The organism is Thalassotalea euphylliae, assembly GCF_003390395.1.
GTDB classification, from domain to species: domain Bacteria; phylum Pseudomonadota; class Gammaproteobacteria; order Enterobacterales; family Alteromonadaceae; genus Thalassotalea_F; species Thalassotalea_F euphylliae_C.
This window is the reverse complement of sequence record NZ_QUOV01000001.1, coordinates 2,061,074-2,087,620: the sequence shown is the minus strand read 5'-3', so window position 1 is coordinate 2,087,620 and position 26,547 is coordinate 2,061,074. Positions and strand designations below refer to the sequence as shown.

Below are 26,547 nucleotides of genomic sequence, written 5' to 3'. Positions count from 1 at the left end.
AAAAGTTATTAGTTCAAATATCTAGTTGAAAACAAAGTAGCCAAAAACAAAAAACCGCGCTAATTAGCGCGGTTTTTATCATTTTAAAGCATTAACGCTTTACATACAGATTACCTTAGAAAGTGTACTTAACACCAATCTTAATGCGGTATGCTGAATCGCGTGCTTCAAAAGTGAAGTCATCACTTAAGATATCACCGTAGATGTACTGACCTGTAGAAGCGTCGATGTCCATTTCGATAACTTCACGAGTATCGAAGTTCTGACGGTACACTTTACCTTTTGATGAATCAATTAGGTTTAATAAGTTATTTACTACGAAGTAAACTTCACCCTTGTGACCATCCATTAAGCCAGGTAATTCTTGTGATACGTATAGGTCTAAGTTAGTTACCCATGGAGATTGCGCTTGGCCGCGATCTACGTGGCTACCAGCAAAACCAGAAAGGCCTAAGCTATCGAAGTGAGCTAGTACTTCTTGCTCAGTAACACCTTCGTATCTTACGTTAGGATCGTTAGCCGTTGGTACGTATGCTAAGTAGTTACCGCCAAATGTTGTGAAGAAACCAGAAGGTTGGATCAAGTCTTGGTTGAAGAATCGACCGCCTTGTAGGTTAGTTAGGTCAACTAAGTGGCTGTACGCAGAGCCTGAGTGACGTTCGAAGAATAAGTTAAAGCGTGTTGCATAACCTTCGAAGAACTCAGTTTTGAAGCCTAAGTTAAGCACAAAACGATGCTCTGTTTCGTATGGTGAAGTACCAATTTGCGTTTCTTGGTGATCTAAGAAGTGACCGAAACGGTAGTTACTGCGTGCAGTCGAAGAACCACCTGGGTTACCTTCTGTAATGTCTTGGTTTGTGTAAGACATATCGAAGCTAAAACCGTTATCCCACTCTTTCGCAATACCTGTGCTTAAGATAACTGAGCGGCCATCGCGATCCGCATTGGTTAGCATAATTTCTAGTTCACGTGTGTCGTAGAATGGAAGTGCACCACTTAACGTTGAACCAACTACGTCACCTTCTTGAAGCAATGCAGCATTAATCCACTCTGCAGAGTTTTCTTTCTCAGTGTAGATTGCTGTTGTTGTCCAAGCGAAACCATCACCTAAGTAAGGAATGTTTAACGTCACGTCTGAGTTAAGCATGTAAGTCCACTGTGACGGGATATCGAAGTTAGGATCGATAAAGTTAGTCACACTACCACGAGTACCGCTATCAATAGCTGCGATCGCATCAGGTGTTGGTGTCGTTAAGATATTTGCTGGCGCTTCAAAGTCACGTTGACCAAAGCGCTGTGCACTTACACCATCATTAGAGTATGAATTTGAAATCCAAACATTCGGGTTACCACCTGCGAAACGACCAACGCTACCACGGAAAGTAACATCATCGTTGTATAGGTAAGTGAAACCGAAACGAGGTAATACAATGTCAACACCGTCTAGGTTGAAAGTATTGTCGAATCCTGTACGGTCAAGTAAACCTTGGTTAAAGGTAGGTTTGTCATCTGAGCTAAAGCGCTCATAACGAAGACCGAAAGATAACGTTAACTCGTCAGTAATGTCCCAAGTGTCGTTCACGTATAGCGCTAAATCTTTACGCTCGAAGTTAGCTGCAACAGCTAGCGGGTCATTACCTAAACCGTTTTCGTACGTGTACTCAGACACTAAACGATTTTCGAAATCAGATAGTGAATCAAATGTCGTTGTACCACGAGAGTTAGGTAAGAATTGGTTTTCAACTTCTAAGATCTTGTAGTCGATACCAAAATCGATTGCGTGATCTTCGTATAAATACGTACCGTCAAACTTCAAAATCGTTAGGTCGTTGCTTAACGAGTTTGAGTGACGGAATTGGTCAGAACCGAAAGCGATTGAACCGGTTTCACCATCATTATCAGTATCGATATTGTTGATAGTGATATCACCCAAGCCTAGCTCGCTGCGAAGTGAAACTTGGCCTGTTTCTACTGATTTTTGAGTGATACTGATCTCAGATGAGAAATCTGCCGTCCAATCAGAATAAAGCTTAGCACTGTAGTTCTTTAGCTCTTGTGTATTGTTGTACCAGTGAGAGTCTAAACGTAGCTCGCGCTCGCTGGTCGTTGTGTTACGCGTGTCGTTACCTTCGTTGAACATGTAAACGAAGTTAGCACGGTGATCATCGTTAATGTTCCAGTCCAGCTTGATGATGTATTTTTCATCTTCTAGTTGTGGTTGACTTTCAGCAGAGCCAATCTCAGAAACACCGTATACTCGGCTAGCAATTTCTTGCACTGCCGCTACATCACCAACGGTTGCAGTTGTTTTGTTAGCACCTTTACTAGAACCAGCCGGGCCGTACTCTAATACTTGTGGTGAGTCATATTTTTCGTAGGCAGCAAAGAAGAATAATTTGTCTTCTAAAATTGGGCCACCTAACGTGAAGCCATAGTTCTCTTCTTCGAACTCAATTGGAACGTCAACACCATCATTTTTTGGCGTACCCGCTAAAGCATCACTTGTTCTTTCGAAGAACATGTTGCCGTGAAATTCGTTCGTACCTGACTTGAATACAGCATCAACAGCACCACCAGTGAAACCACTTGATTTTGCATGTGTTGGCGCAACACTTACTGTTACTTGATCAAGTGCATCTAATGGGAATGGGTTACGTTGTGTTGGGTAACCGTTGTTGTTTAGACCAAAGTCATCGTTTAACGGAATACCATCGATACTGATTGAGTTAGTACGCGGGTTAGCACCAGCAATAGTCATTTGGCTTTCGCTACCCGGCTTAATAACAACTAGCGGGTTGTTACGAACCACGTCTTTAAGATCGCGATTCAAGCTTGGTGTTGAAGTGATATCTTCAGAGTTGAAGTAACTGTCGCTAGCGTTCGAGTTAAATAATGCACGGCTACCAGTAACAACGATAGTTTCTACATTGTCACTTTCTAGTTGACGATCTACGCGTTGCGTTTCGCCCAACGATAGATAAACATTCTTAACTTCTGCGTCGCGGTATTCATCAGAGTCGATAATAACTTTATAAGGACCGCCAACGCGCAGACCTTTCGCTAAGAAGCTACCGCTGTCATTCGTTGTTACCGTTTTACGAGTGCCTGTCGGCTCGTGGATTACAACAATAGTTGTATTCGGCGCTACGTTACCGCTAGGACCGTAAATAGTACCGCGAATACTCGACGCAGTATCCGCAGCCATAGCTGAAGTTGTCATACCAAGTGCGACAACTACCGCACCAGCTATTTTTGAGAGACGATGACTTTTCATCAATTTTTCCTTGGTTTTATTTGGTGTTCGTGAAATACAAACTAAACACTTGTTATGCTTTTTATGACTGGCATCATGAAAGCATGTGTATTTTACAAATTAATTACATTTTGTCTATTTGGACAAGTATTTTTTAGAGAGATAATTACAATTAATTAAGCGCAGTCCAACTGAGCAAAAAACACACATACTATTTATTTTCAATATCTTAAGTGAATTACGGTGTTATTTTGTACATTATTAGGCGAATGTTTGTACAGGCCAATTTCAGCCGAACTGACCACTTGGTAGGTTGTTAATTGAGCATATTTATAAACTAGAAGGCTTTGCAGTAAAATTGTTTGGTCAAAAAAAACCGCACATGGCGTGCGGTTTGTAAATTTATACTAGAAGTCGATTAGAAGTCGTACTTAACACCTACACGAACTTCCCAAAGAGATGCATCAGCAACACGTGTTTGACCTTGTGGCTGAATAAACTCTTCATATACGTACTGGCCATTATCGTTGATTGATGCAGCAACCATTTCTTGAGCGCGTGGGAAGCTAGTTTCGTACAACACGCCCCAATCGTCATTTAATAAGTTACCGAAGTTTTCAACTACGATGAAAGCACTTGCTTTATGACCATCCATTAAGCCTGGTAGCTCTTGAGAGATCTTGATATCAAACTTAGTCCACCAATCGCTGTTGATCGAGTTACGTGGCATGATTCGACCACCAAACTTGCTCAAGCCCTCGCTATCTAAGTATGCGAAGAAGGCATCTTGGTCAAAGTCATCACCAAATACTACGTTAGGATCGTTTGCGCCGTCTGGAATGTATAGTAAGTGACGGTCGATGAAACCAACAGAGTCACCAAACTGGAAGCCACCGTCGAAGGTGTAGCTGTATGGACGACCTTCGTTAGCTGATGCAAACACGCTGAACTTAGTTTCGTAACCTTCGAAGAACTCATGTGTATAGTTCACTTTTAATGTGAAACGATGAGGAATTTCGTAGTTAGACGTACCTAAGCCTGGGTTTTCTGGATCTGACGTGTTGTTCAAGTAGTTTGAGAAAGCTACCGAACTGGTCATTGGGCTAACTTCTTTTGTTGCTGTGTACGCGTAAGCAAGCGTCCAATCTAAGCCCCAGTCGTGGGTTTTAGATAGTGCAAGAGAGAATGACTTACGGTAACCAGAGTCACCTTTCACATTCGTTAGCATGAAGTCTTGGCTACGACCGTTTGAACTAGTGTAGATTGGACGACCATCTGGTGCGTCAACACCTGTGTCTTGACGCGTGATATCACTGATAATCGCAGCATCTTTCACATCTGTGTACAAGTAGTCAGCCATCAATACGTAGTCGTTTGGCAAGTATAAAGTTGCACCAATTGCGTATTTCCACTCTGACGGGATTTCGAAGTCCGGATCTAAGATGTTAATACCACCAGCACCACCTTCGCCGTTAGCAACTGCATCGAATTGATTTTGTGGTACGTTCCAAATTGGTCGACCATCGCCAGTGTGAGGCGTATTAAATAGCTCAACACCACGGAATTGCGTTTGTGTTTGTACAACACCATTGTTTTGGTAGTTGTTACCTAACCAAACGTTCGGGTTACCACCTGAGTAAAGACCAATACCACCACGTACTTCTAGATCTTCACGTGGTTGCCAGTTGATACCTAAACGCGGCTGAAGTAAACCTTCACCATCGAAGTTTTGACGGTTAGAGAAGCCATATAACTCTTCAATTAGTGGGTTTTCTTCTGGGAAGTCATCACTTGTGTACCAGTCGTAGCGTAAACCGAAGGTAACGGTTAAGTCATGCTCGTATGAGAAGTACTCATCTTGAATGTAAGCGGTATGAATCTCATAACCAAATTCAGCAGCGGCATCAGCAGGGTTATTTGTGCCTGTGGCGTTATAGTAATAAACACGTGCAGCTAAACCGTTACGGAAATCGTCGATTGAATCGAAACGGAACTCACCTTCAGTGTGCTGAACGAATAAGTTAAATACGTCTAATCGCTCTTGCTCGTAACCACCAGTAATTACGTGGTCACCCACTAAATAAGTACCAGCAATTTTGAATGTATCTGTATCGTAAGTTAAACGGTTTGCATGACGAGAGTCATCTGCACCTAAGTATACAGTGGCACGTGAACCATTGTTTTCCGTACGAATTTGTACTTCACCAAAATCAGTACCTGCAAGTGGTGTTACGCTTTGTTCAAAATCAGCCGTACCAATACGAATCTCAGTTGAGAAGTTATCGGTCCAATCTGAATTTAATGAGGCTACATATGATTCAAACTCTGCGTATTGATCATAGTAATGGTTTGAGAATTCAAATTCGTTTGAATCGCCGTCTGATTCGCGAATGGTGTTACCGTCATTGTAGTTGTAAACAATTGAAGCACGGTGCTGCTCATTGATTACCCAATCAAGCTTAGCCATGATTTTTTCATCTTCAACTGGCAAGCTGGTGATTAAATCACCTGGCTCATAGCCGTATACATTGCGAGAAATATCTAAAATTTCTTCGTACTGCGCTTGCGATAAACCTGCTACTGGTACCGCTGCATTTGAATCTGCTGTACCGCGGTCAAACAAATCAGAGCCTTCTAATTTTTCATATGAAGTAAAGAAGAACAATGTGTCTTTGATTAACGCGCCGCCTACATTAAAGCCGTAACGTTTTTCATCAAAGTCACCGGTTGCGATATCTTCACCTTCAAGGCTGTCACCACGCAGTGAATCACTGGTGTAATCGTAGAAGAAACCACCTTCAAGTTCATTGGTACCCGATTTAGTAACAGCATTTATGTTACAAGCTGTGAAACCACCATACTGAACATCAAATGGCGCTAGCTCGACGTTAACTTGTGAAATTGAATCGTAAGAGAACGGGATACGAATTGTTGGGTAACCACCCGAACCTAGACCAAAGTTATCATTAGTACGGATACCGTCAACCGTGAAGCTGTTGAAACGTGAACTTGCACCCGCACACTGAATACCATCGTCACGACTTTCGTTAATGTAAATACGAGGGTCGATACGAACTAAGTCTTTAATATCACGGTTGATAGCTGGCGCTGCTTCTAAATCAGCTAAGCCAAAGTTTGTCGAAGGACCTTTTTCACCGGCACTTTGATGCATGCGTGCACCAGTCACTTGAATCGTTTCAAAAGACTGCTGTAGGTTTAAACTAAGGTTTAATGTATCACCTAGTGAAAGATATACATCTTCGATAACTTTATCACCCGCACCACTTTTCACTGATACGATGTATGGACCACCTACTGGTAAGCCGCGTAAGTTGAAGCTACCTGTTTCGTTAGAAACTAATGTTTTAACGCTACCGGTACGAGTATCAAACACAGTAATTTCTGCGCCAGAAACTAATTCACCTGCTGGCGACACAACATTACCACGTAAACCCGCAGATGTTGTATCAGCCGCCATTGCTGATGTTGATAAGCCAAGCGCGACAACTACCGCACCAGCTATTTGTGAGAGACGATGACTTTTCATCATATTTTCCTTGGTTTTATTTTTAATGCTCATGTGAAGTTCACGACTAAACACTTGTTACACTTTTATGACTGGCATCATTAAAGCATCTTTATTTTACAATTTAATTACAATTTGTCTATTTGGTCAGGTTGTTTTTTGTGCCTTTTGATGCACTAACAACCACTTGTTAACACTCCAAAAAGATAGCTAACCCCTTTAAATTGCTCAGTTAGTCCTGATTTCTAGTGACTTTGAGAGGAATTTTATGCTGTTTAAATAAACAAAAATATTTCAGCTATGCGAGCGAAATGTTGCGGTATGATTTGCGAGATTTTTACAAAATAGAACATTTTGTAGGTGGTCATACGGAGTTCACAAAAGTTTAAAATAACCCCATAGACCAACTTAAATTATTCTTCGTATAATTTGACTATCTGGTTAAACTCTATTTTGGGCTCAATTTTTGTTGTAAACTTAACAAGTTAAATCAAATCGTATTTTAATAATTGGTCAAATATTGGTTAGTAAAGGATGAATGTAGCAAAAAAAGAATCAAAACAAGGAACTATTCGCGCTTTAAGTGAAGCTAAAATCCTCGAAGCTGCGCAAGAGGAATTTATTTTACAAGGTTTCAAAGGTGCGACGGTGCAATCAATCGCCGATCGAGCTGGACTGCCAAAAGCTAACATCCTTTATTACTTCAAAAATAAAGACAATATTTATCATGCCGTATTGGAACGCACATTAGATATGTGGGACGAAGGCATCGGTGATATTGATCCACAAGATGGACCTGCTGCTGCGATTGAAAAATTTATTGCGTCTAAAGTTAGAATGTCATTTCAACACCCTGGCGCATCAAAAATTTACGCCATGGAGATTATCCAAGGTGCGCAGCATCTAAAAGACTTTGCAAGAACCTATTTGAGAAAGTGGGTTCGAGAAAAAGCTGCATTATTTCAACATTGGATTGATAGTGGCCAAATGGCTGATATTGATCCGTATCATTTAATTTTTGCCATCTGGTCAACGACTCAACACTACGCAGATTTTGAAACACAAATCTTAACGGTGATGAATCAGGCTGACTACGAAGAAGAAGATGAACAGCAAGTGATTGCGTTTTTAACCGATTTTGTACTTCGTGGTTGTGGCTTAAAATAAGAACTTATCTATGAAAAAACTCTTTGCCGGTACTGGCTTAATACTATCAACAATGGCGACGGCTATGGCTGCTGATACAATCAAAATTGCCACCTTTAACGTTAGCATGGAAGCACTTAATTACCTCCCTAGAGGTGAGCGCGGCCAAGTAACCCCAAAAGGAAGCGAACTAACGGCAGCTTTGGCTAGCCAACATCAGCAAATCAAAAACATCGCCGAAATTATTCAGCGAGTTAATCCTGACATTTTATTGTTGAACGAATTTGACCGTACCGACAATAATGCCATTGCATTGCAAAAGTTTTTGACTGATTACCTAGCTAAAAGTCAACAAGGTCAAGCTGCTATTAGCTACCCCTACTATTACCAAGGTACTGTTAATACGGGTGTAAAAGCGCCGATTGATATCAATGGCGATGGTAAGATCACAACGCCGCAAGATACTTATGGCTTTGGTTACTTCCCTGGACATTTTGGTATGGCATTGTTATCAAAGTACCCTATTGATCACACCAATATTCGAACGTTTCAAAATTTTAAATGGCAAGATATGCCAAATGCATTAAAGCCAATGCAACCAGAGTCAGATAAAGGTTACTACGCTGATGAGGTATGGCAACAACTAAGACTGTCATCCAAATCACACTGGGACGTGCCTGTAATTATCGACAGCAAAGTTGTGCACGTACTAGCTAGTCACCCGACACCACCGGTATTTGATGGCCCTGAAGATAGAAACGGCAAACGTAATCACGATGAAATACGCTTTTGGCAAGATTACATCTCAGGTACTAAAGGCAGCTACATTTATGATGACAAAGGCGTAAAAGGTCCATTAAGCCCTGATGCACCATTTGTTATTTTGGGTGATTTAAATGCCTCGACAACTGATGGCGATGCCAATAAAGACGGCATAGGTAATTTACTCGCACATGCTAGCGTTAACGATCCTGCGCCTAGCAGTCAAGGTGGTGAGCAAAGCAAGCCAGATAACCAAAATGCACAATACCACACTGCTCATTGGGGGATGCGCGCCGACTATGTATTGCCATCAACGTTTGGTTGGCAACTAACAGATAGCGGCGTCTTCTGGCCAACTAACGATTCGCCGCTATATCGCTTAATTGATAGTCGCGCGGCTTCTTCAGATCATCGCCTCGTTTGGGTCGAACTTTCGTTAAAATAATTGAGAATCACAATGCGCAAATTACTCTCTTCTTTATGTGTTTTAGCAGCATGTAGTGCTGCAGCAAAAGAACAACCGCACAATATTATTATGGTGATAGCTGATGGCATGGGGCCAGCTTACACCACAGGTTACCGTTATTATAATGACGATCCGAGCACGAAAGCGGTTGAACCGACAATTTTCGATAAATACTTAGTGGGTATGGCGTCAACCTACCCTGCGCCTGTCTCAGGCTACGTTACTGACTCTGCCGCTGGCGCAACTGCTCTTTCAGCAGGGATTAAAACTTACAATGGTGCCATTGGCATGGACGTTAACAAACAGCCAGTAGAAACTGTTTTAGAACGCGCTAAGCACTATGGCATGAAAACTGGTGCCGTGGTGACTTCACAAGTTAACCATGCAACGCCAGCATCATACCTTGCACATAATGAATATCGACGAAATTACAATGAAATTGCCGATAGTTACGTTGACGATCGCATCAAAGGTAAAATCAAATTTGATGTCCTGTTTGGTGGCGGTTGGCAGTATTTTATTCGTGACGATCGCCAATTAGTGGAGGAGCTTACTTCACAAGGTGTTCAATACATTGATGCCTACCAACAATTATCAGACTTACACAACAAGCAACCGGCATTAGGTTTGTTTGCCGATGTCGGCCTACCGCACGCGCTCGACGATACAGATCGTCACCGCTTATCGACAATGACGAAAGCGGCGACTAACTTGCTAGCGAATCAAGATAAAGGCTACTTTTTACTCGTTGAAGCTAGTCAAGTAGATTGGGCGGGGCACGGTAATGATATTAGTGCAGCCATGGCAGAAATGGATGATCTCGCTAAAACAATTGAATACTTGGAAGGTTATGTTGCAAAACACCCTAACACCACAGTTATTCTAACTGCGGATCACAGTACTGGTGGTTTAACGCTTGCGGCTCACGGTGAGTACAAATGGCAGCCAGATGTGCTTAAAAAGCAATTACATTCACCTGGCCATATTGCCAAAGTGTTACTGGAAAAGTCATTCACTAAACAGCAAGCAGATGAACTCTTCAACCTAGCGCTTACTCAAGAAGAATACGATGCGCTTTTAAAAGCAAAAGTTAACGCAGAGCAACAATTAACCGCCTTTGAACAGCTGTCTAAGGAAGAGCAAGCTAAATCACGTAAACCTAATACTTCTAGACTTGTTGCTAAAACAATTAAGAAATTACTCGATACACGTTCAAATACCGGTTGGACTTCAGGCGGTCATACCGCAATAGATGTGCCCGTTATTGCACTTGGTAAATACGCAGAAAAATTTGCTGGCCATCAAGACAACACTCAAATCGCTAAGAAAGTATTTAAGTTATTAGACAAATACAACAAATAGCGAAAATAGTAACTAATAAGCCAGAGCATAACTTGCTCTGGTTTAATTTGTCCTGGCATAGTTTTTCTAAAAGCTTTTATTTTATCGTCGTTCTTTCTTCAGCGCCGAGCCAGCCCCTTCCTAACCTTGCTAGCCAAATTAACAAATTAAGTTACAAGGTTACACTGTTACAAGTACCCTATGTCGAGCATAGCGTTTTTCACCAATGTCAGCCTTTAAATGCCTTCATCCACAGACCAATGCCTTAATTCCCTCATTTTATTGCCAACTTTTGCATCCCCGACTAAGGTTTATAAATAGTGAATTTTTCCTAACAGAAAAATAGCTGTGGCCTTTTGAAAACGGACTTTAGGCTGTTTCTTGCCGTTTCAACAACGCTTTTTGACTGTGCTTTTTGGAAAACAGGCATTGTTTAAATTTGCTTAGTTGTTTTTAGCAAACACTTTTATTGAGCAATTCAATAGCTAAAAAAACGGGAGAAAAATAATGAGAAAAGGCTTTTTATACTTTAGTACAGTGGCTTGCGCTGTCACTATGTTAAGCGCTTGTATGAGTACAGATCCCAAAATGGGCGGTGGCCAAGGTGGTGGTACTATCACTGGCGGCGCTGGTGGCGCAAACACGGACAATAGAAACAGCCAACTTGAAAGCTGTGATAAAACCCTTGGCACTATGTCAGTTTTTGAAGATCGCAGTCTACCTTGGTGGTCAATGTATCAACGCAGAGCACCTGACTTAGGCAGTACAGTGCCTGTTATCCGATTGATGATCCAACAATCTAACTGTTTTGTTGTGGTTGAACGCGGGGCAGCAATGGCGGCAATGAAAGCAGAACGAGAACTAATGTCATCTGGTGAGTCCCGCGGCGGTAGTAATTTTGGTAAAGGCCAGATGGTTGCCGCTGATTATACCTTATCCCCTTCTATTCAATTTTCTGAAAAAGGTACGGGCGGAATAGGCGCAATAGCAGGTGCGTTATTTGGGTCAGTTGGCGCGGCAGTTGCTGGTGGGTTTAAGAAAAACGAAGCCGCTACCACCTTGCTGTTGATAGATAACCGATCAGGCGTGCAAGTATCAGCTGCAGTTGGCAATGCAGAAAACAAAGACTTCAGAGTCGGTGGAGCCCTCTTCGCTGGCGCTTTATTGGGTGCTGGCGCATATTCGAATACACCGGAAGGTAAAATCGTCACTGCGGCGTTTGCTGACTCATACAACCAAATGGTGAAAGCCTTGCGTAACTATAAAGCACAGCAAGTTGAAGGTGGCTTGGGTACAGGTGGCAAACTCGAAGTTCAACAGTAAATAGCCCGCTAGCACTAGGGCATATCTCCGCAATGCTCTAGTGCTAGGTTTAATCCCAACTATTTAGCGCACAGTAATAATTCCAGAGTTTTCTATAAAGAAATGCTTTGCAAATTACCATAGACATTTACCATTAATTAGCGCCTAATACCAATTGAATAAAAAATTATTGAATTGATAAATTCATAGCGCAGTCAGCGGTGGAAGAATTAGTCAAATTTGTATAGGTATAGTTGCTCATCGAATAAATTTGGCGAAATAATCCTCTCGGCTGTCACGCTTCCAAGGGCAAGCTTAACAGGCATATATGCAAAGATATTGGCTATACTTCTGATGTAGGAAAAAGAGAAGTGATCATTCTCTGCAACCAATGTCTTGCCTACATGGATTTAGGTACTTAGGTTAGGCATGGAGCTTGTACCTTTAAGCCTTTTAATTCTCGCTGAAAGATTAAATATTTATTTCAATTGGTATTAGTCAACCGCCAAACAATAAAGAGTTTTGAGTTTTAGATGCTGTCCGCCAACAAATTTATTCTTGAACAAACCAAAGAAAATGTGCCGCTCAATAAATGGCAAAAAACCATAAACCTGATGTCGAAACTTTATCAGGTGCCGTCAAGTTTTATTGTGCAGTATACAGAGCAAGGGTATCAGGTAGTGATTGCCAGTCAGCAAGAAGAAAACCCCTACCCAGCAGGCAGTACCATCCCTACTGCGACCAATATTTTTTGCAAAAAAGTGGTTGAATCACACCAGTTACTCTATGTACAAAATGCCACTGAACTTGAAGAATGGCAAACTAACCCTGAGGTAAGTGAAGACGGCTATAATTCTTACCTTGGTATGCCCATCAACTGGCCCGATGGCAAACCATTTGGCACCATTTGTGTTATGGATTTACAAAAAACAGATTATGACAATAATCATATAGAGTTATTGTCAGAGTTTCGTTCGGTTATCGAAGATGATTTAGAAATTATTGATAACTACGATAAAATGCAGCAAATCGCCATGGTTGATCCACTGACCAATATACACAACCGACGCGCATTCATGCTGCTCGCAGAACAACGTTTTAAACTAGCGAAGCGAGTGGAGCTATTGCTGGGCGTACTATTTATCGATGCTGATAACTTTAAACAATTAAATGACAAATATGGTCACGATATTGGCGATAAAGTATTGATTTCCATTGCCGAAAGTATCAAAGCCAATATTCGCGAAAGCGATATTCTTGCAAGGATTGGAGGCGATGAGTTTGCATGCGTGTTACAAATTAATCACGCCGAAGACCTAGCTACTATTTCAGAAAAAATTAGTGAACATTATCAACAAGCGAATCGTCAGCTTGCGCTTCCCACCAACACCATTAGTATTGGCTCTGTCGTTGCGGAGAAAAACAAAACTCTTGACGAACTTATGTGCATTGCCGATCAGGCCATGTATCAAGTAAAAGCCGATAAAAAGCGCTAATTTTGTCAAAGAATATTTAACATCTATAAAAAATCAAATGACCAATAACAAACTCAATCTCATCATCGGTTCTAAAAATCCCGTTAAAGTGAATGCTGCAAAAGCTGCGCTTCAATCGTATTTTCCTCAACAAGACATCAATGTAGTCTCAGTAAATGCCCCATCAGGTGTTGCTGAACAACCTATGACTGAAGCAGAAACCTTGCTGGGTGCGAAGAATCGAGTCTCCCATTGCCAGCAAGAATTTGGCGAGACAGCTGATTATTATATTGCCATCGAAGGCGGCGTTGATCATTACCATTACGGCCCTGCCGCGTTTGCTTATGTCGTTATTTCTAGTACCGACACAAATCAAGAAGCCATTGGCCTGAGTGCCCAACTTCCGTTGCCAGAAGGCGTTTATCAAGCATTGCAACAAGGTGAAGAATTAGGCGATGTAATTGATAAACTCTTTAATACCCATAATGCCAAGCAAAAATCTGGCGCAATGGGGTTATTTACCAATGGTTTAGCGACCAGACAATCTACCTACGAGCAAGCCCTGATTTTGGCATTAGCGAAGATTGCCAATGCTAACTTATATCAATAATAACGAAAACCGATAGGTAAACGACTTTGTCGTGCTAAGAGTTTTCGTTATATTGAGCGCTAGTGACAAAGTAAAATTCTAATTAAAAACCTCATTCAAACTCCAATTAACCACTAAGATAAAACAAAGCCCAGTTATGAATTTTAAACTTTCGGTATTAGATCAATCATTCGCTCGCACCTTTGACTCAGCCACTACAGCCCTCCAGGAAACTATTGAGATGGCGCAGTTTTGTGAGCAACTCGGCTATCATCGCTTTTGGATTTCAGAGCATCATGGTTTTGTTGCCCTAGCGGGCAGTGCTCCAGAAGTATTACTTGCAGCATTAGGGGCAGCGACCAGTAAAATTCGCTTGGGCTCGGGTGGTATTATGTTGCCTCACTACAGCAGTTACAAAATAGCTGAAGTATTTTCAATGTTAGCCAACTTATACCCAGAGCGCATTGATTTAGGTATTGGCCGCGCTCCAGGTACCGATATGCTAACCGCATCTGCACTTGCACCTAATGGACGCCCAGATTTTCATAAGTTTCCTCAGCAGGTTGAAGAGCTGTGGCATTACCTAAACAATGAAAGCACAGAACCAACCGTCAGTCCGAAACCGCCGAAAGATTTGCCAATGTGGATGTTAGGTTCAAGCCAAGACAGCGCCGTTTTAGCCGCTCAGCATGGTTTACCATACAATTTAGCGCTATTTATTAACCCACATGCATCAACACAGGTTACCAATTATTATCAGCAGCACTTTAAACCAAATGCTAAGCAAGAAACGCCATATACTTCGGTAACAATTGCCACTTTCTGCGCAGAGGATGAAGACTATGCGCACCTGCTCGCTAAGAGTTACGAGGTCAATTACTATCGCTACATTACCGGCGAGTGGCAAGGTGACTTCTTAACGCCTGAGCAAGTGGCGGAATATCCAATTTCACCTCAGTTAAGTGCTTTTATCCTACAACGATTGCCAAGACGCGCAATTGGCACACCAGCACAAGTCAAAGCCACCATAGATGAAATTCAAGCACAGTTTAATGCCGACGAAGTGATGATGGTCTCGAATGTTTACCACTTTGAAGATCGTAAAAAGAGTTTTGAATTAGTGAAAAAAGCGTTTAGTTAAGCTTTACTGATACCACTTACAACCACAAAAATAACTAACAAAACACAAAATAACTAACAAAACACAAAATAGCTGACAAAAAAGCCGCTAATAACGAGCTATCACTCGCCTAGCGGCTTTTATATGCTTTTCTGAAACTACTTTTAAACGTCAATTTTTAAACGGCTATGATAACAGTTGCGCCAACGCTTCTACAGGATGTCTAGCCTGTACTTTGGCAAAACGTTTCGCCTGACTGCGACATGAGAAGCCCGTTACCAATACTTGTTCATCTTTTAGCTCGTTTAACTTGCCTTGCCAGCTCATTTCAAACAAGGTCTTTGAGTTATCTAGGTTCACGGCTTCATGACCGTATGTACCTGCCATACCACAACAGCCAACGGCTACTTTATCTAGCGTAAAACCAAAGTGACTAAATATGTGCTGCCATTGTTGCTCAGACTTAGGCAAAGCCGTTTTTTCAGTACAATGAGCAAACAACTTAAAATCGACACTAGCTGCAACGCTAGGATGTTCTTCTGGAGTTGTAGTTTCTACAACCTTTGCCAACCATTCATGGGCAAGAAACACATTAAAGTCACCACGTTTATCACCCAATATTTGACGGTATTCATCGCGGTAGCATAGCGCTAATGACGCATCCATCCCGACCATGGCAATGCCCAGCTCATGCAACTCATTAAGAAAATCTGCTGTGGACTGTGCAGTTTTGGCAAATCGAGATAAAAAGCCCTTCACATGCTGAGCTTTACCATTAGGTTTAAACGGCAATAATATTGGGTCAAAACCGAGTTTTCTCGCCAATACCATTAGCGCCTCAACAGATTTTGCATCGTAGAAGGTTGTAAACGGGTCTTGCACCACGAGCAAGGTTTTCGCTTTCTCCTGCTCTGTGCGCAGCATTAACTTCGCTAAATCAAACTGGGTAAAATCGCGATTAGCTAATCGCTGCTTTAAGGTTGGGTAACTCAACAATGGCGTATCAACATAGCCGATCGCCGTTTTCGAAAACGATTGGTAAATACTTGAACCAAGCACAGCATTAGTGAGTTTAGGCACTTTCGCCATCATGGGTGTTAGTGTCTCAACGTTCGCGACTAAGTGATCTTTTAGCGGTCTAAAGTAACGGCTGTGATACAGATTAATGAAGCGGGCTCTAAAATCAGGTACATCAACTTTGATCGGACACTGGCTAGCACAAGCCTTACATGCCAAACAGCCTTGCATCGCGTCCATCACTTCATGAGAAAAGTCGTTGTTGTTTTTGTCCGATAAGCTAGTAGAAATACTGTTTTTAACTTTATCTAACAAGCGTTTTACCGACCAACCATCAAGGTCTTCTTCAACTTTAAGTAAATCGACGCCTTTATTTTCCATTAAGCGCAACCACTCACGCATTAAGCCAGCTCGGCCTTTGGGCGAATGTCTTCGGTCACGCGTAACCTTTGATGAAGGACACATCGGACTTGATGTATCATAGTTGAAACATAAACCGTTACCGTTACAGCCAAGCACAGATTCAAAAGAGGTTTTAATCGGCGTTGAGATTTGGCGGTCAAAATAGCCGCGCTTAGTATCATCGACAGAAACTAAAGATTCTTGTGAATCTATCGGTGTACAAATTTTTCCCGGATTCATTTTATTGAGCGGGTCGAATGCAGTTTTGACTTTTCGTAGCTCGTTAAACAAAGTTTCACCGAAAAATTCAGGACCGTATTCACTGCGGTAACCTTTGCCGTGCTCACCCCACATTAGGCCGCCATATTTAGCGGTTAACTGTACAACTTGATCGGAAATGGTGCGAAGTAACTTTTCTTGCTCAGGATCGCACATATCTAGCGCAGGTCTAACATGCAAAACACCGGCATCAACATGGCCAAACATACCGTAATTAAGCTGGTGGCTGTCTAACAACTCGCGAAATTCGCCAATAAAATCCGCTAGGTTTTCTGGAGGCACAGCAGTATCTTCGGCAAAGGCCAGCGGCTTTTGACTACCTTGTGTGTTACCGAGTAAACCTACCGCCTTTTTTCGCATCGCATACAAACGACCAATGCTGCCAAGATCGTATGTGATTTGATAACCAATAATGCCTTTATTAGCCGCCATATCTTGTTGCAAAATGCCTTCAAGGACTTCGATACGCTGCTCTAGTGCTTCTGTCGACTCATCGTTGTACTCAACCATGTTAAGGCCATCCATGACCTTATCTGGCACGTCAGTGATCAAGTCGCTAACGGTGTGCCAAATAATATCTTCTTTGGCGAGGTTAAGTACTTTGCTATCAATGGTTTCAACTGAGGTTGCCTCTGCTCTAACTAAGTCAGGCGAGTGTCTTAGCGCTGAGTCAAAACTGTCGTACTTAATATTCACCAAGGCTTTGGCTTTTGATATAGGCGTTAAGTTGAGTTTTGCTTCGCAAACCACCGCCAGTGAACCTTCTGAGCCAGTGATGACACGAGTTGGGTCGAATACAGTTAAGTCATCATTAAAGACGTGCTCTAAATCATAACCGGTTAAAAAGCGGTTTAAGCGCGGGAATTTGTTAAGAATGAGCTCACGGTTATCACGACAACTGGCTAGCAGCTGCTTAGTAATTTTACCTAAACTGCTATTTTCTAACGCTAACGTTTCCGCCTGTTCTATTGGCATCGGCTGGGTATTAATTAGTGAACCATCAGCTAAAACCGATGATAGCCCTAATACGTGATCTGAGGTTTTACCGTAAACCAAGGAGCCTTGACCTGAGGCATCAGTATTAATCATACCGCCAATAGTAGCGCGGTTTGACGTGGATAAGTCAGGCGAGAAAAAGAAACCGTGTGGGCGTAAGTAGTCATTTAACTGATCTTTAACAACGCCAGCTTCCACTCGAACCCAGTTTTCTTCGACATTGATTTCCAGTATGCGGTTCATAAATTTTGATAAATCTATCACCACACCCGGCGTTAAACTTTGGCCGTTGGTGCCTGTACCGCCGCCGCGAGCACTGAACTTAATGTCATTAAATCGCGCTTGGCTCGACAGTTCAGTGATAAGTTGCACATCTTGTTTAGTGCGCGGACACAGCACTAATTGCGGCAATTGTTGGTAGACACTATTGTCGGTCGCTACCGCTAAACGAGCACTATATTGGCTATTTATTTCACCTTTATAGGCGGTTTGCTTAAGCGCGTTTATAAAGTCTTGATAAATCGGTTTAATTAATTCAACAGGGTCTAACCTAGGAAGCATACGAACAGCAATAACAACATGAAAATTTACAGGAAATCAGTATAGCATGACGCATACTGAATGGGAGTGATAAACGAAAAAAGCCTAAGCAGTTTTTATACTTGCTTAGGCTTTTTTTATAAATGCTACATAGCACTGTTATAGCTACTAAATAGCTTAGCTATAGCGCTTTCAACGCTAATGTTTACTTAACTTTGGTATTACTCAGCTTTGAATTGCTTAAGCTTGGTACTGCTCGGCTAAGTACAACCAAGTTGGTAATACGGTGTCAGGGTTCAGTGAGACACTGTCAATGCCCTGCTCTACCAACCAAGCGGCAAAATCAGCGTGATCGCTTGGCCCTTGACCACAAATACCCACGTACTTACCGCGAGCTTTACAGGCTTTAATCGCCATGGCTAGTAGCGCTTTTACTGCTGGATTACGCTCGTCAAATAAGTGCGCAATTAAGCCAGAATCACGGTCTAGACCCAAGGTTAATTGCGTTAAATCATTTGAACCAATAGAGAAGCCGTCGAAGTAATCTAAAAATTGATCAGCTAAAAGTGCATTCGATGGTAATTCACACATCATGATCACTTTTAAGCCGTCTTTGCCACGCTCTAAACCATGCTCAGCAAGAATATCAATAACTGCTGACGCTTCTTCCAAGGTACGTACAAACGGGATCATGATCTCAACATTGGTTAAGCCCATTTCATTACGGACACGTTTTACCGCTTCACATTCAAGGGCAAAACAATCGCGGAAGTCTTCAGAAATATAACGAGAAGCACCACGGTAGCCAATCATTGGGTTTTCTTCTTCTGGTTCAAATTCTTCACCGCCAACTAAGTTCGCGTATTCGTTTGATTTAAAATCAGACATACGAACAATCACGCGCTCCGGTGCATAAGCTGCCGCTAACGTTGAAATACCTTCGGTTAACTTGGCAATGTAGAATTCAACTGGGTTGGCATAACCAGCTATAATATCGTCAATTTCCGCTTTTAAGTCAGCAGATTGCGCATCGTAGTTAAGCAAAGCTTTTGGATGCACACCGATCATTTTGTTAATGATAAACTCTAAACGGGCTAAACCAATACCAGCGTGTGGTAAACGCGCAAAAGTGAATGCGCGATCTGGGTTACCCACATTCATCATTATTTTAAGTGGTAACTCAGGCATTTCATCCACTTGCGAAGTGGTCACTGAGAATTCCAATTTACCGTCGTAAATAAAACCGGTATCACCTTCAGCACAAGAAACGGTAATTTCGTCGCCCGCTTTAATACGCGTTGTTGCATCACCACAACCAACAACCGCTGGAATACCCATTTCACGCGCGATGATCGCCGCGTGACAAGTACGACCACCACGGTTAGTAACAATCGCTGACGCGCGCTTCATGATTGGCTCCCAATCAGGATCAGTCATATCAGTGACAAGTACATCACCCGGCTGGATTTTGTCCATCTCTTCTAGTGACGAAAGTACTTTTGCGGTACCTGAACCAATTTTGTGGCCAATCGCACGACCTTCACAAATCACAGCAGCAGTTTCTTGTAACTGGAACTGTTCCATTACATTAGCGCTTTCGCGGCTACGAACCGTTTCAGGACGTGCCTGAACGATATAAAGTTTACCGTCTAAGCCGTCTTTCGCCCACTCAATATCCATTGGACGACCGTAATGCTTTTCAATTATCACGGCTTGCTTGGCAAGCTCCATCACTTCTTCATCAGTAATAGAGAACTGGTTAGAAAGCGACTCTTCCATGTCAACAATTTCAACTTGCTTACCGTGCTCTTGGCTTTGTGCGTAAACCATCTTAATCGCTTTACTACCAATAGTGCGGCGTACTACTGCTGGCTTGCCATTAGCTAGCGTTGGCTTGTGCACATAAAATTCATCTGGGTTTACCGCCCCTTGCACCACCATTTCACCTAAGCCGTAGCTTGAAGTGATAAATACCACACCTTCAAAGCCAGATTCAGTGTCAATTGAGAACATTACACCACTTGCTGCGATGTCACTGCGCACCATACGCTGAATACCGGCTGATAGCGCAACACCACGATGGTCATAACCTTGGTGAACACGATATGAGATAGCACGGTCATTAAATAGCGAAGCAAATACGTGCTTAATCGCTACCATTACCGCATCAAGGCCTTTAACGTTTAGGAAAGTTTCCTGTTGGCCAGCAAATGAAGCATCAGGCATATCTTCTGCGGTGGCCGATGAACGTACCGCAAATGAAGCGTCTTCAGTAAATTCGCCAGCGAGCTTTGCGTAAGCTTGCTCAATATCTTGTTGCATTTGCGGAAGGAAAGGAGTGTCAATAATCCATTGACGAATAGTAGCGCCGCACTCAGCTAGCGCGTTAACATCGCTAACATCTAGGCTGTCTAGCAATTGATAAATTTTGTCGTTTAGGCCACTTTGTTCAAGAAATTCATTAAATGCGAAGGCTGTAGTGGCAAAACCGCCAGGGACTTGCACCCCAACATTAGCCAGGTTTGAAATCATTTCACCTAATGATGCATTTTTACCGCCAACACGGTCGACATCATTCATTCCCAGCTGTTCATACCAAAGTACGTTTTCTTGCACGACAATATCTCCAAGATTAGTCATTTTTGTAAAGTATATAGTCAAGTAACTCTAGTCACGTTATTAATGCTAACGAGCAAAAGCCACTTGAATATAGACTTCGATCAAAAACAATACCACTAGCTGGAAATATGTTTGATATTTAAAGCGCGGCCATTCTACACTGGAGCCCACGAATACCAAAACAAAATTTGTAAGTTTTCAAAAGAGAGATCAAAATGCGCCCAGCTTTCTATATTTCAGACGGAACCGCGATTACTTCTGAAGTTTTTGGCCATGCCTTACTTTCCCTATTCCCCATGGAGTTTGAACACCATACGATATCTTTTGTAGAAACTGTGGCAAAAGCCGAAGAAGCAAAAGCTAAAATTAATGCTATTTCTAAACGCTCCGGTGAAAAGCCGCTGGTTTTTCATACCTTTGTTAACCCTGAGATACGAGCAATTATCGACAGCTGTGATGCTATTATTTATAACTTCTTAGAGCATTTTGTTTCGCCACTGGAAAAAGAATTAAACGTACAAGCCAAACCCAAAGCGCATCGCACCCATAGTATTCACGAAAATAGTTATGACTATCGTATTGATGCAGTTAACTATGCACTAGCGAACGATGATGGTTCAAATGTTACCAACTACGCCGATGCCGACATTATTTTAGTAGGCGTTTCGCGCTCAGGTAAAACGCCAACTTCTCTTTATTTAGCACTACAATACGGTATCAAAGCGGCGAATTATCCATTTACTGATGACGATATGGACGAGCTTAAACTGCCTAATTTCCTTAAGCAGCATAAGAAAAAAATCTTTGGTTTAACGATAGATCCAGAGCGATTGATGGACATCCGTGATAACCGCAGAGCAAACAGTAAATACTCCTCGGCCAGACAGTGTCGAATGGAGCTTAGAGAAGTGGAGAAACTCTATAAAAAAGAGAAAATTCCGTTCATTAATTCGACAAAGTTTTCAGTAGAAGAAATCACTGCAAAAATTCTGGCAGAAACGGGCCTGCGTCGTCATAAGTACTAATGCGATAAATTGCGGTAACTAGCGATAAAACTAATTCACTTTAGTTAGCTTTTTCGCTATGTTAACCGCAATTATTCATGCTGCCGCTTAAGCCTAAAAGCATACTTGTCGGCAGCACATTAAAGCTAAGTTAAATGACTATCAAAACCGACGAAATTAGAACCACGCTAATTGAGCATCTCGCCTCACCTGCAGAATTAGCTGAACAAATCCCACTTTCTGAGCAAACCGCTGAATTTATTATTGAAAGTAGAGCGCAAGTAGAACGCATCATTAACAAAGAAGATGACCGTTTAGTGGTTGTTATTGGCCCTTGTTCAATACACGATCCTGAAGCAGCGCTAGACTACGCTAAGCAACTCAAAGTATTGCACGACAAATATCAAGACGAGTTAATGATTGTTATGCGTGTTTATTTTGAAAAACCGCGCACAACCGTTGGCTGGAAGGGGCTAATTAGTGACCCTGATCTAGATAAATCTTTTCATGTAGCAAAAGGGCTAAATTTAGCTCGTAATCTATTAGTCGATATTAACGAGTTAGGTTTACCAGCGGGCACTGAGTTCTTAGATATGGTCACGGGCCAATATATCTCTGACTTGATTACATGGGGCGCAATTGGCGCCCGTACTACAGAAAGTCAAGTCCACAGAGAGCTTGCCTCAGCACTTTCCTGCCCTGTAGGTTTTAAAAATGGTACTGATGGCAATGTAAAAATTGCCGTCGATGCCATTAAGGCATCTAGCGTTCCCCACGTACTCTACTCACCAGATAAAAAAGGCCAAATGTGTATTTACCAAACACATGGCAATCCTCACGCGCATGTAATTTTACGCGGCGGCAAGGAACCAAACTATCAAGCAAATCACGTTGAAGCAGCGCAAGAAGCTTTGTTTAATTCAGGCATTAATAAGCCATTAATGGTTGATTGTAGTCATGGCAACAGCAGTAAAGACCACAGCAAACAACCGATGGTAGCGCAAGATATTGCAATGCAAATTGCTGGCGGTTCAACAGCTATTTTTGGTGTGATGATTGAAAGTTTTATTGTTGAAGGCCGCCAAGAAGTTATTGATGGCAAAGCGAAAACTTATGGTCAAAGTATCACAGATGCCTGTATCAACTTTAGCACGAGTGAAGACGTGTTAGCGGTATTAGCCGACGCAGTGAAAAAACGCAGAAGTTAAATCTGGTGTTGTAACTACGCAATTTACGGAGAAAAAACGAGGCTTATGCCTCGTTTTTTCTTGCATTACTTGCTTTTAATAATTAACTACTCACGAATGCGATTAATCAGTCCATCGCTCGCATCTTCAATTAAATCTACCACGTATTTAAACCCGCCTGCACCGCCATAGTATGGATCTGGCACTTCCGTTTCTTCAAAGTTATCAGCAAACTCCAAGAAAAGTTTTATTTTATGATGGTGTTCGGTCGGTGAATTAGTCAGCAAATCTTGTAAATTTTGGTTATCCATTGCTAACACTAAATCAAACTTTTCAAAATCTGAACTAGCAACTTTTCGCGAGCGAATACCTTCAAACGAATAGCCGCGTTCCATTCCTGCTTTTTGTGATCTGTGATCAGGTTTTTCACGAACATGGGCGCCGATTGTTCCGGCGGAATCAATTGTTATATCCAACCCAGCTTGATTCGCCTTAGCTCTAAACACAGCTTCGGCAGTTGGCGAACGGCAAATATTGCCCATGCAGACAAAAAGAATTGAATTAACTGAAGACAAGGAAGAAGTCATGTTTAATGCCCGAATAATTAGTTTGTTATTGGCTAACTAGCGCCGAGCCCCTAGCTATCCGTTGTTATTAGGTATTTATAGATTAACTAAACCCTATTTATTCGTCTACGTGAAAATAAATATTGATGATCATACGCCACTTAACCTTCGTTTAATTGTCATATTATTCAATTCTATACATTTAACCTCAGTAAATAATATGTTAAAAATTACTGTGGCTAAATAAAACGCAATAAAGGAATATAAGAGTGTCTGTAGCATACGAAGACATCAAGCGCTTTTGTGATGAAGTATCTAAAACCGAGCAAGGGAATGTTATTGAAGCCTTGTTTGATCACTTTGACGCCCCTCAACAACTACTCGTTAAATTTTTCAATCAGTGGCGAGCCGAAATTAGCCATCAACAATCTGAACTACCATCTTTAAGCGATCATATTTTAAAGCAAATTAATGCTGATATTGAAAAGTCAGTAGCTAATGCAGTTGGTGAATATCAACAAAGAATTAATCATGCGAGTCAGCTAGAAAGCTACCTAACGAATAAGCTTGCCAAGGTAGAGAACCTGTTAACTGATGTACAAAGCGAAAATGCATCACTCACTGAAATTATTGCTTATTTAAAAACAGAACAAGCTGAACACATTCAGCAGATTAAAGAAGAGCATCAGCAAAGTATGACCGCTCGAATATCAGAACACACAAGTGAAATTGACGCGATAACACAGCGTCATAAGCAAAGCATGGCGAGCTTTACCAAAGATCGCGATGACTCAATAGCTCACCTTAAGAATGAATTACGAGAAAATAAAGAGCACGCAAAGCACGCCCAAGAAGAGGCTTTAACTGCACTTGAACAAAGGTTAATAGCAAATCATCAAGAAATTGAGCAACAACTTCATGAGTCATTAGATAAGGTTACTAAAGAATTTTCCTCATATAAGTTGCAAGCACAAGACGATAAGCAAAACGCATTAAGTGCGCTAGAAGAGCAACTCGTTAAACAGCACGGCAGCGAAGCACAGCAATTAAGGGATGAACTCTCTGAAACAACGACAACATTTACAGAGTTCAGGGAACTATCTGCTCAGAAATTAGCTGAACTGGAGCAAAACCACCAGGAATCAATAACTCAAGCCTCAGAAGCAAGCAACCTGCAAATTTCAAATTTAGAGCACCACTTACAAACCGCAAAAAATGAGCATTCTAGTGCCATCGAATCCCTTAACCTTGCCCACGAACAAGCATTATCCTACGAGCGAGAAGCAGTGACACAGCAATTCCAGTCGCGAATCACTGAATTAGAAGCGCTGACGAGCGATCACCAATCAGTGATTGATGATATCAATCAGCAGCATGCCAGTGACATTGATGCGATAAAAGCGGCTCACCATCAAACCGTTACAGAGTTGAACAACCGCCAAACTGATTTATTGTCTGAAGCGACTAAGGGTTCCGATGATGTGATTCAGTCATTAACGAGTGAACTTAGTCAATATAAACAACAGGCAACTGATAGCGAGGACAAGCTTAAAAAGGCGCAACAACAAAATGACCTGCTATCTAGTGAAATAGCGCAGCGAGAAGCGAACACAGAAGCGCTAAACGAAGCATCACTTAATAAAGATGAAATCATTGATCAGCTGAAGGAATCAGTGTCTGATGCCGCGACGAAAATTAACCAATTAACACAGAAATTGGAAGAATCGACGCAAGCACACCAAGTAGATAAAGAAAACTTCACCAAGCAACAACAAACATATTCACAAGCAGAAGCAAAAATTAGTAACGCTGAGCTCCAAGCCAATGAGCTGCGTCAAGAAAATGCCAAGCTTACAAGCCAAGTGGAGTTCGTAAAAAGCAATAATATTGCCACGGTAGAAAGACTAACCACCAAATCAGAGCAAGCCTTGTTAAAAGTAAGAGAACTAGAAAATCAACTGCATCAAGAACAAATGAATGGCAAGGAAGCGAAGGAAGAACGCGTTAAGCTTAAAGAGCAAATCGAGTTTATGAAGTACAATCAAACTAATACCTTTGAACGACTTACCAATAGTGCTGCCAAAGCCAATAATCGTGTAAAAGAACTTGAGGCAGAGCTTGCTGGATTAAAAAGCTAATTAGTCGATTGATAAAGCGATAAAAGCCGTAAAAGCTATGTGCAGATAATCCAGTCGCTCACTGTGATAGACTACACCTTCAAAAGACGCCAAGCAAACTAGCTACACGATACATTAGTTTGCCCAGCTCATATTAAGAACACGATTTACAATAATATCGGTTGTAAAGCACAAGCCACGAAACGTAACTTACAAAGCGCGTAAATAAATACCTAACTCAGTTGAGTACCCCATAGATTTACTTTCAACTGTGTTATCTTCATTAAGTACATAATAGCTAGGATAACCACTCACCATCAGTTCTTGTTTAAGGCGTTCATTACCATAAACCACAGGGAATGTGAGTTGGTGCTGCTGAGTAAACCTTACTACTTCGTCTTGCTCTGTATAATCGAGTGCAACGGCAATAACATCAATATCACTATTTTTCTCGTAAATTGATTGCAGGTTGCCAATACTCATGTGGCAGATCTGACACCAAGGCGCAAAAAAATAAAGGACCAGTGGTTTACTATCTGCTTTAATTGCCACTTCGTCACCATCTAACGAAGTAAGTACAATATCTTGCGATACTTGCGTATCACTAGACAACATATTCGTTTCACGAACCCATGAGACAAACTGAAAAATTAATACGAAAACGATGGCTTGAACGAAAAGGTTTTTAAGCAAAATACAAAATCCTGAATAACTTTTTCATCAAGACCCGAGATTAATTAAAACCATTGCATTAAAAATGTAATTAATATTTGTTAGAAACAAAAAATCCGGCATAAGCCGGACTTTTCACATATTGCTAACTTTATCATTAACTTAAGT

At 41.7% G+C, this 26,547-nt stretch carries 16 protein-coding genes; 10 read left to right on the top strand and 6 right to left on the bottom strand.

From position 1 onward, the window contains the following. Positions 1–115: 115 nt before the first annotated feature. Together DXX92_RS09260 and DXX92_RS09255 are read right to left on the bottom strand one after the other, a co-directional pair. Positions 116–3,274: a TonB-dependent receptor gene (locus DXX92_RS09260; RefSeq protein ID WP_116000196.1), complete on the bottom strand. Its 3,159-nt coding sequence runs from the start codon at positions 3,272–3,274 to the stop codon at positions 116–118. Positions 3,275–3,671: 397 nt separating this feature from the next. Further along, positions 3,672–6,803, bottom strand: a complete 3,132-nt coding sequence (locus DXX92_RS09255; protein ID WP_116002367.1) for a TonB-dependent receptor — start codon at positions 6,801–6,803, stop codon at positions 3,672–3,674. A gap of 510 nt (positions 6,804–7,313) precedes the next feature. Here DXX92_RS09255 and DXX92_RS09250 point away from each other — a divergent pair. The 7 genes from DXX92_RS09250 to DXX92_RS09220 all read left to right on the top strand — a co-directional run bounded on the left by DXX92_RS09250 (position 7,314) and on the right by DXX92_RS09220 (position 15,001). Beyond that, positions 7,314–7,946 (top strand): TetR/AcrR family transcriptional regulator, encoded by a 633-nt coding sequence (locus tag DXX92_RS09250; RefSeq protein WP_116000195.1) that lies wholly within the window; start codon positions 7,314–7,316, stop codon positions 7,944–7,946. A 10-nt stretch (positions 7,947–7,956) separates the two neighbouring features. Beyond that, positions 7,957–9,132: an endonuclease/exonuclease/phosphatase family protein gene (locus tag DXX92_RS09245; protein ID WP_116000194.1), complete on the top strand. Its 1,176-nt coding sequence runs from the start codon at positions 7,957–7,959 to the stop codon at positions 9,130–9,132. Between the two features lie 12 nt (positions 9,133–9,144). After that, positions 9,145–10,515: an alkaline phosphatase gene (locus DXX92_RS09240; RefSeq protein WP_116000193.1), complete on the top strand. Its 1,371-nt coding sequence runs from the start codon at positions 9,145–9,147 to the stop codon at positions 10,513–10,515. A 549-nt stretch (positions 10,516–11,064) separates the two neighbouring features. Further along, positions 11,065–11,817: a CsgG/HfaB family protein gene (locus DXX92_RS09235; RefSeq protein WP_220347643.1), complete on the top strand. Its 753-nt coding sequence runs from the start codon at positions 11,065–11,067 to the stop codon at positions 11,815–11,817. Between the two features lie 512 nt (positions 11,818–12,329). Next, positions 12,330–13,292, top strand: coding sequence for a sensor domain-containing diguanylate cyclase (locus DXX92_RS09230; RefSeq protein WP_116000191.1), 963 nt, complete (start codon positions 12,330–12,332; stop codon positions 13,290–13,292). 37 nt (positions 13,293–13,329) lie between these two features. Continuing rightward, positions 13,330–13,881, top strand: a complete 552-nt coding sequence (gene yjjX, locus DXX92_RS09225) for an inosine/xanthosine triphosphatase (RefSeq protein WP_116000190.1) — start codon at positions 13,330–13,332, stop codon at positions 13,879–13,881. Positions 13,882–14,017: 136 nt separating this feature from the next. Beyond that, positions 14,018–15,001, top strand: a complete 984-nt coding sequence (locus DXX92_RS09220; RefSeq protein WP_116000189.1) for an LLM class flavin-dependent oxidoreductase — start codon at positions 14,018–14,020, stop codon at positions 14,999–15,001. A 165-nt stretch (positions 15,002–15,166) separates the two neighbouring features. Here DXX92_RS09220 and ydiJ read toward each other — a convergent pair whose 3' ends face one another. Then, positions 15,167–18,235 carry a D-2-hydroxyglutarate dehydrogenase YdiJ gene (gene ydiJ / locus DXX92_RS09215; RefSeq protein ID WP_116000188.1) on the bottom strand — a complete coding sequence of 1,023 codons (3,069 nt, stop codon included), beginning with the start codon at positions 18,233–18,235 and terminating at the stop codon, positions 15,167–15,169. Positions 18,236–18,454: 219 nt separating this feature from the next. After that, entirely contained in the window at positions 18,455–20,830 is a 2,376-nt protein-coding gene (gene ppsA / locus DXX92_RS09210; protein WP_116002366.1) for a phosphoenolpyruvate synthase, read from the bottom strand. 218 nt (positions 20,831–21,048) lie between these two features. On the opposite strand from ppsA, the gene ppsR reads away from it, so the two are divergent. Together ppsR and DXX92_RS09200 are read left to right on the top strand one after the other, a co-directional pair. Then, positions 21,049–21,858 (top strand): posphoenolpyruvate synthetase regulatory kinase/phosphorylase PpsR, encoded by an 810-nt coding sequence (gene ppsR / locus DXX92_RS09205; protein WP_116000187.1) that lies wholly within the window; start codon positions 21,049–21,051, stop codon positions 21,856–21,858. A gap of 134 nt (positions 21,859–21,992) precedes the next feature. Next, the gene (locus tag DXX92_RS09200; protein WP_116000186.1) at positions 21,993–23,045 is read left to right on the top strand and encodes a 3-deoxy-7-phosphoheptulonate synthase; all 1,053 of its coding nucleotides are present in this window, start codon (positions 21,993–21,995) and stop codon (positions 23,043–23,045) included. 86 nt (positions 23,046–23,131) lie between these two features. Here DXX92_RS09200 and DXX92_RS09195 read toward each other — a convergent pair whose 3' ends face one another. Further along, positions 23,132–23,611, bottom strand: coding sequence for a low molecular weight protein-tyrosine-phosphatase (locus tag DXX92_RS09195; RefSeq protein ID WP_245961443.1), 480 nt, complete (start codon positions 23,609–23,611; stop codon positions 23,132–23,134). 248 nt (positions 23,612–23,859) lie between these two features. On the opposite strand from DXX92_RS09195, the gene DXX92_RS09190 reads away from it, so the two are divergent. Next, entirely contained in the window at positions 23,860–25,728 is a 1,869-nt protein-coding gene (locus tag DXX92_RS09190; RefSeq protein ID WP_116000185.1) for a hypothetical protein, read from the top strand. A gap of 189 nt (positions 25,729–25,917) precedes the next feature. Here DXX92_RS09190 and DXX92_RS09185 read toward each other — a convergent pair whose 3' ends face one another. Next, positions 25,918–26,400: a TlpA family protein disulfide reductase gene (locus DXX92_RS09185; protein ID WP_245961442.1), complete on the bottom strand. Its 483-nt coding sequence runs from the start codon at positions 26,398–26,400 to the stop codon at positions 25,918–25,920. Between the last annotated feature and the right edge of the window lie 147 nt (positions 26,401–26,547).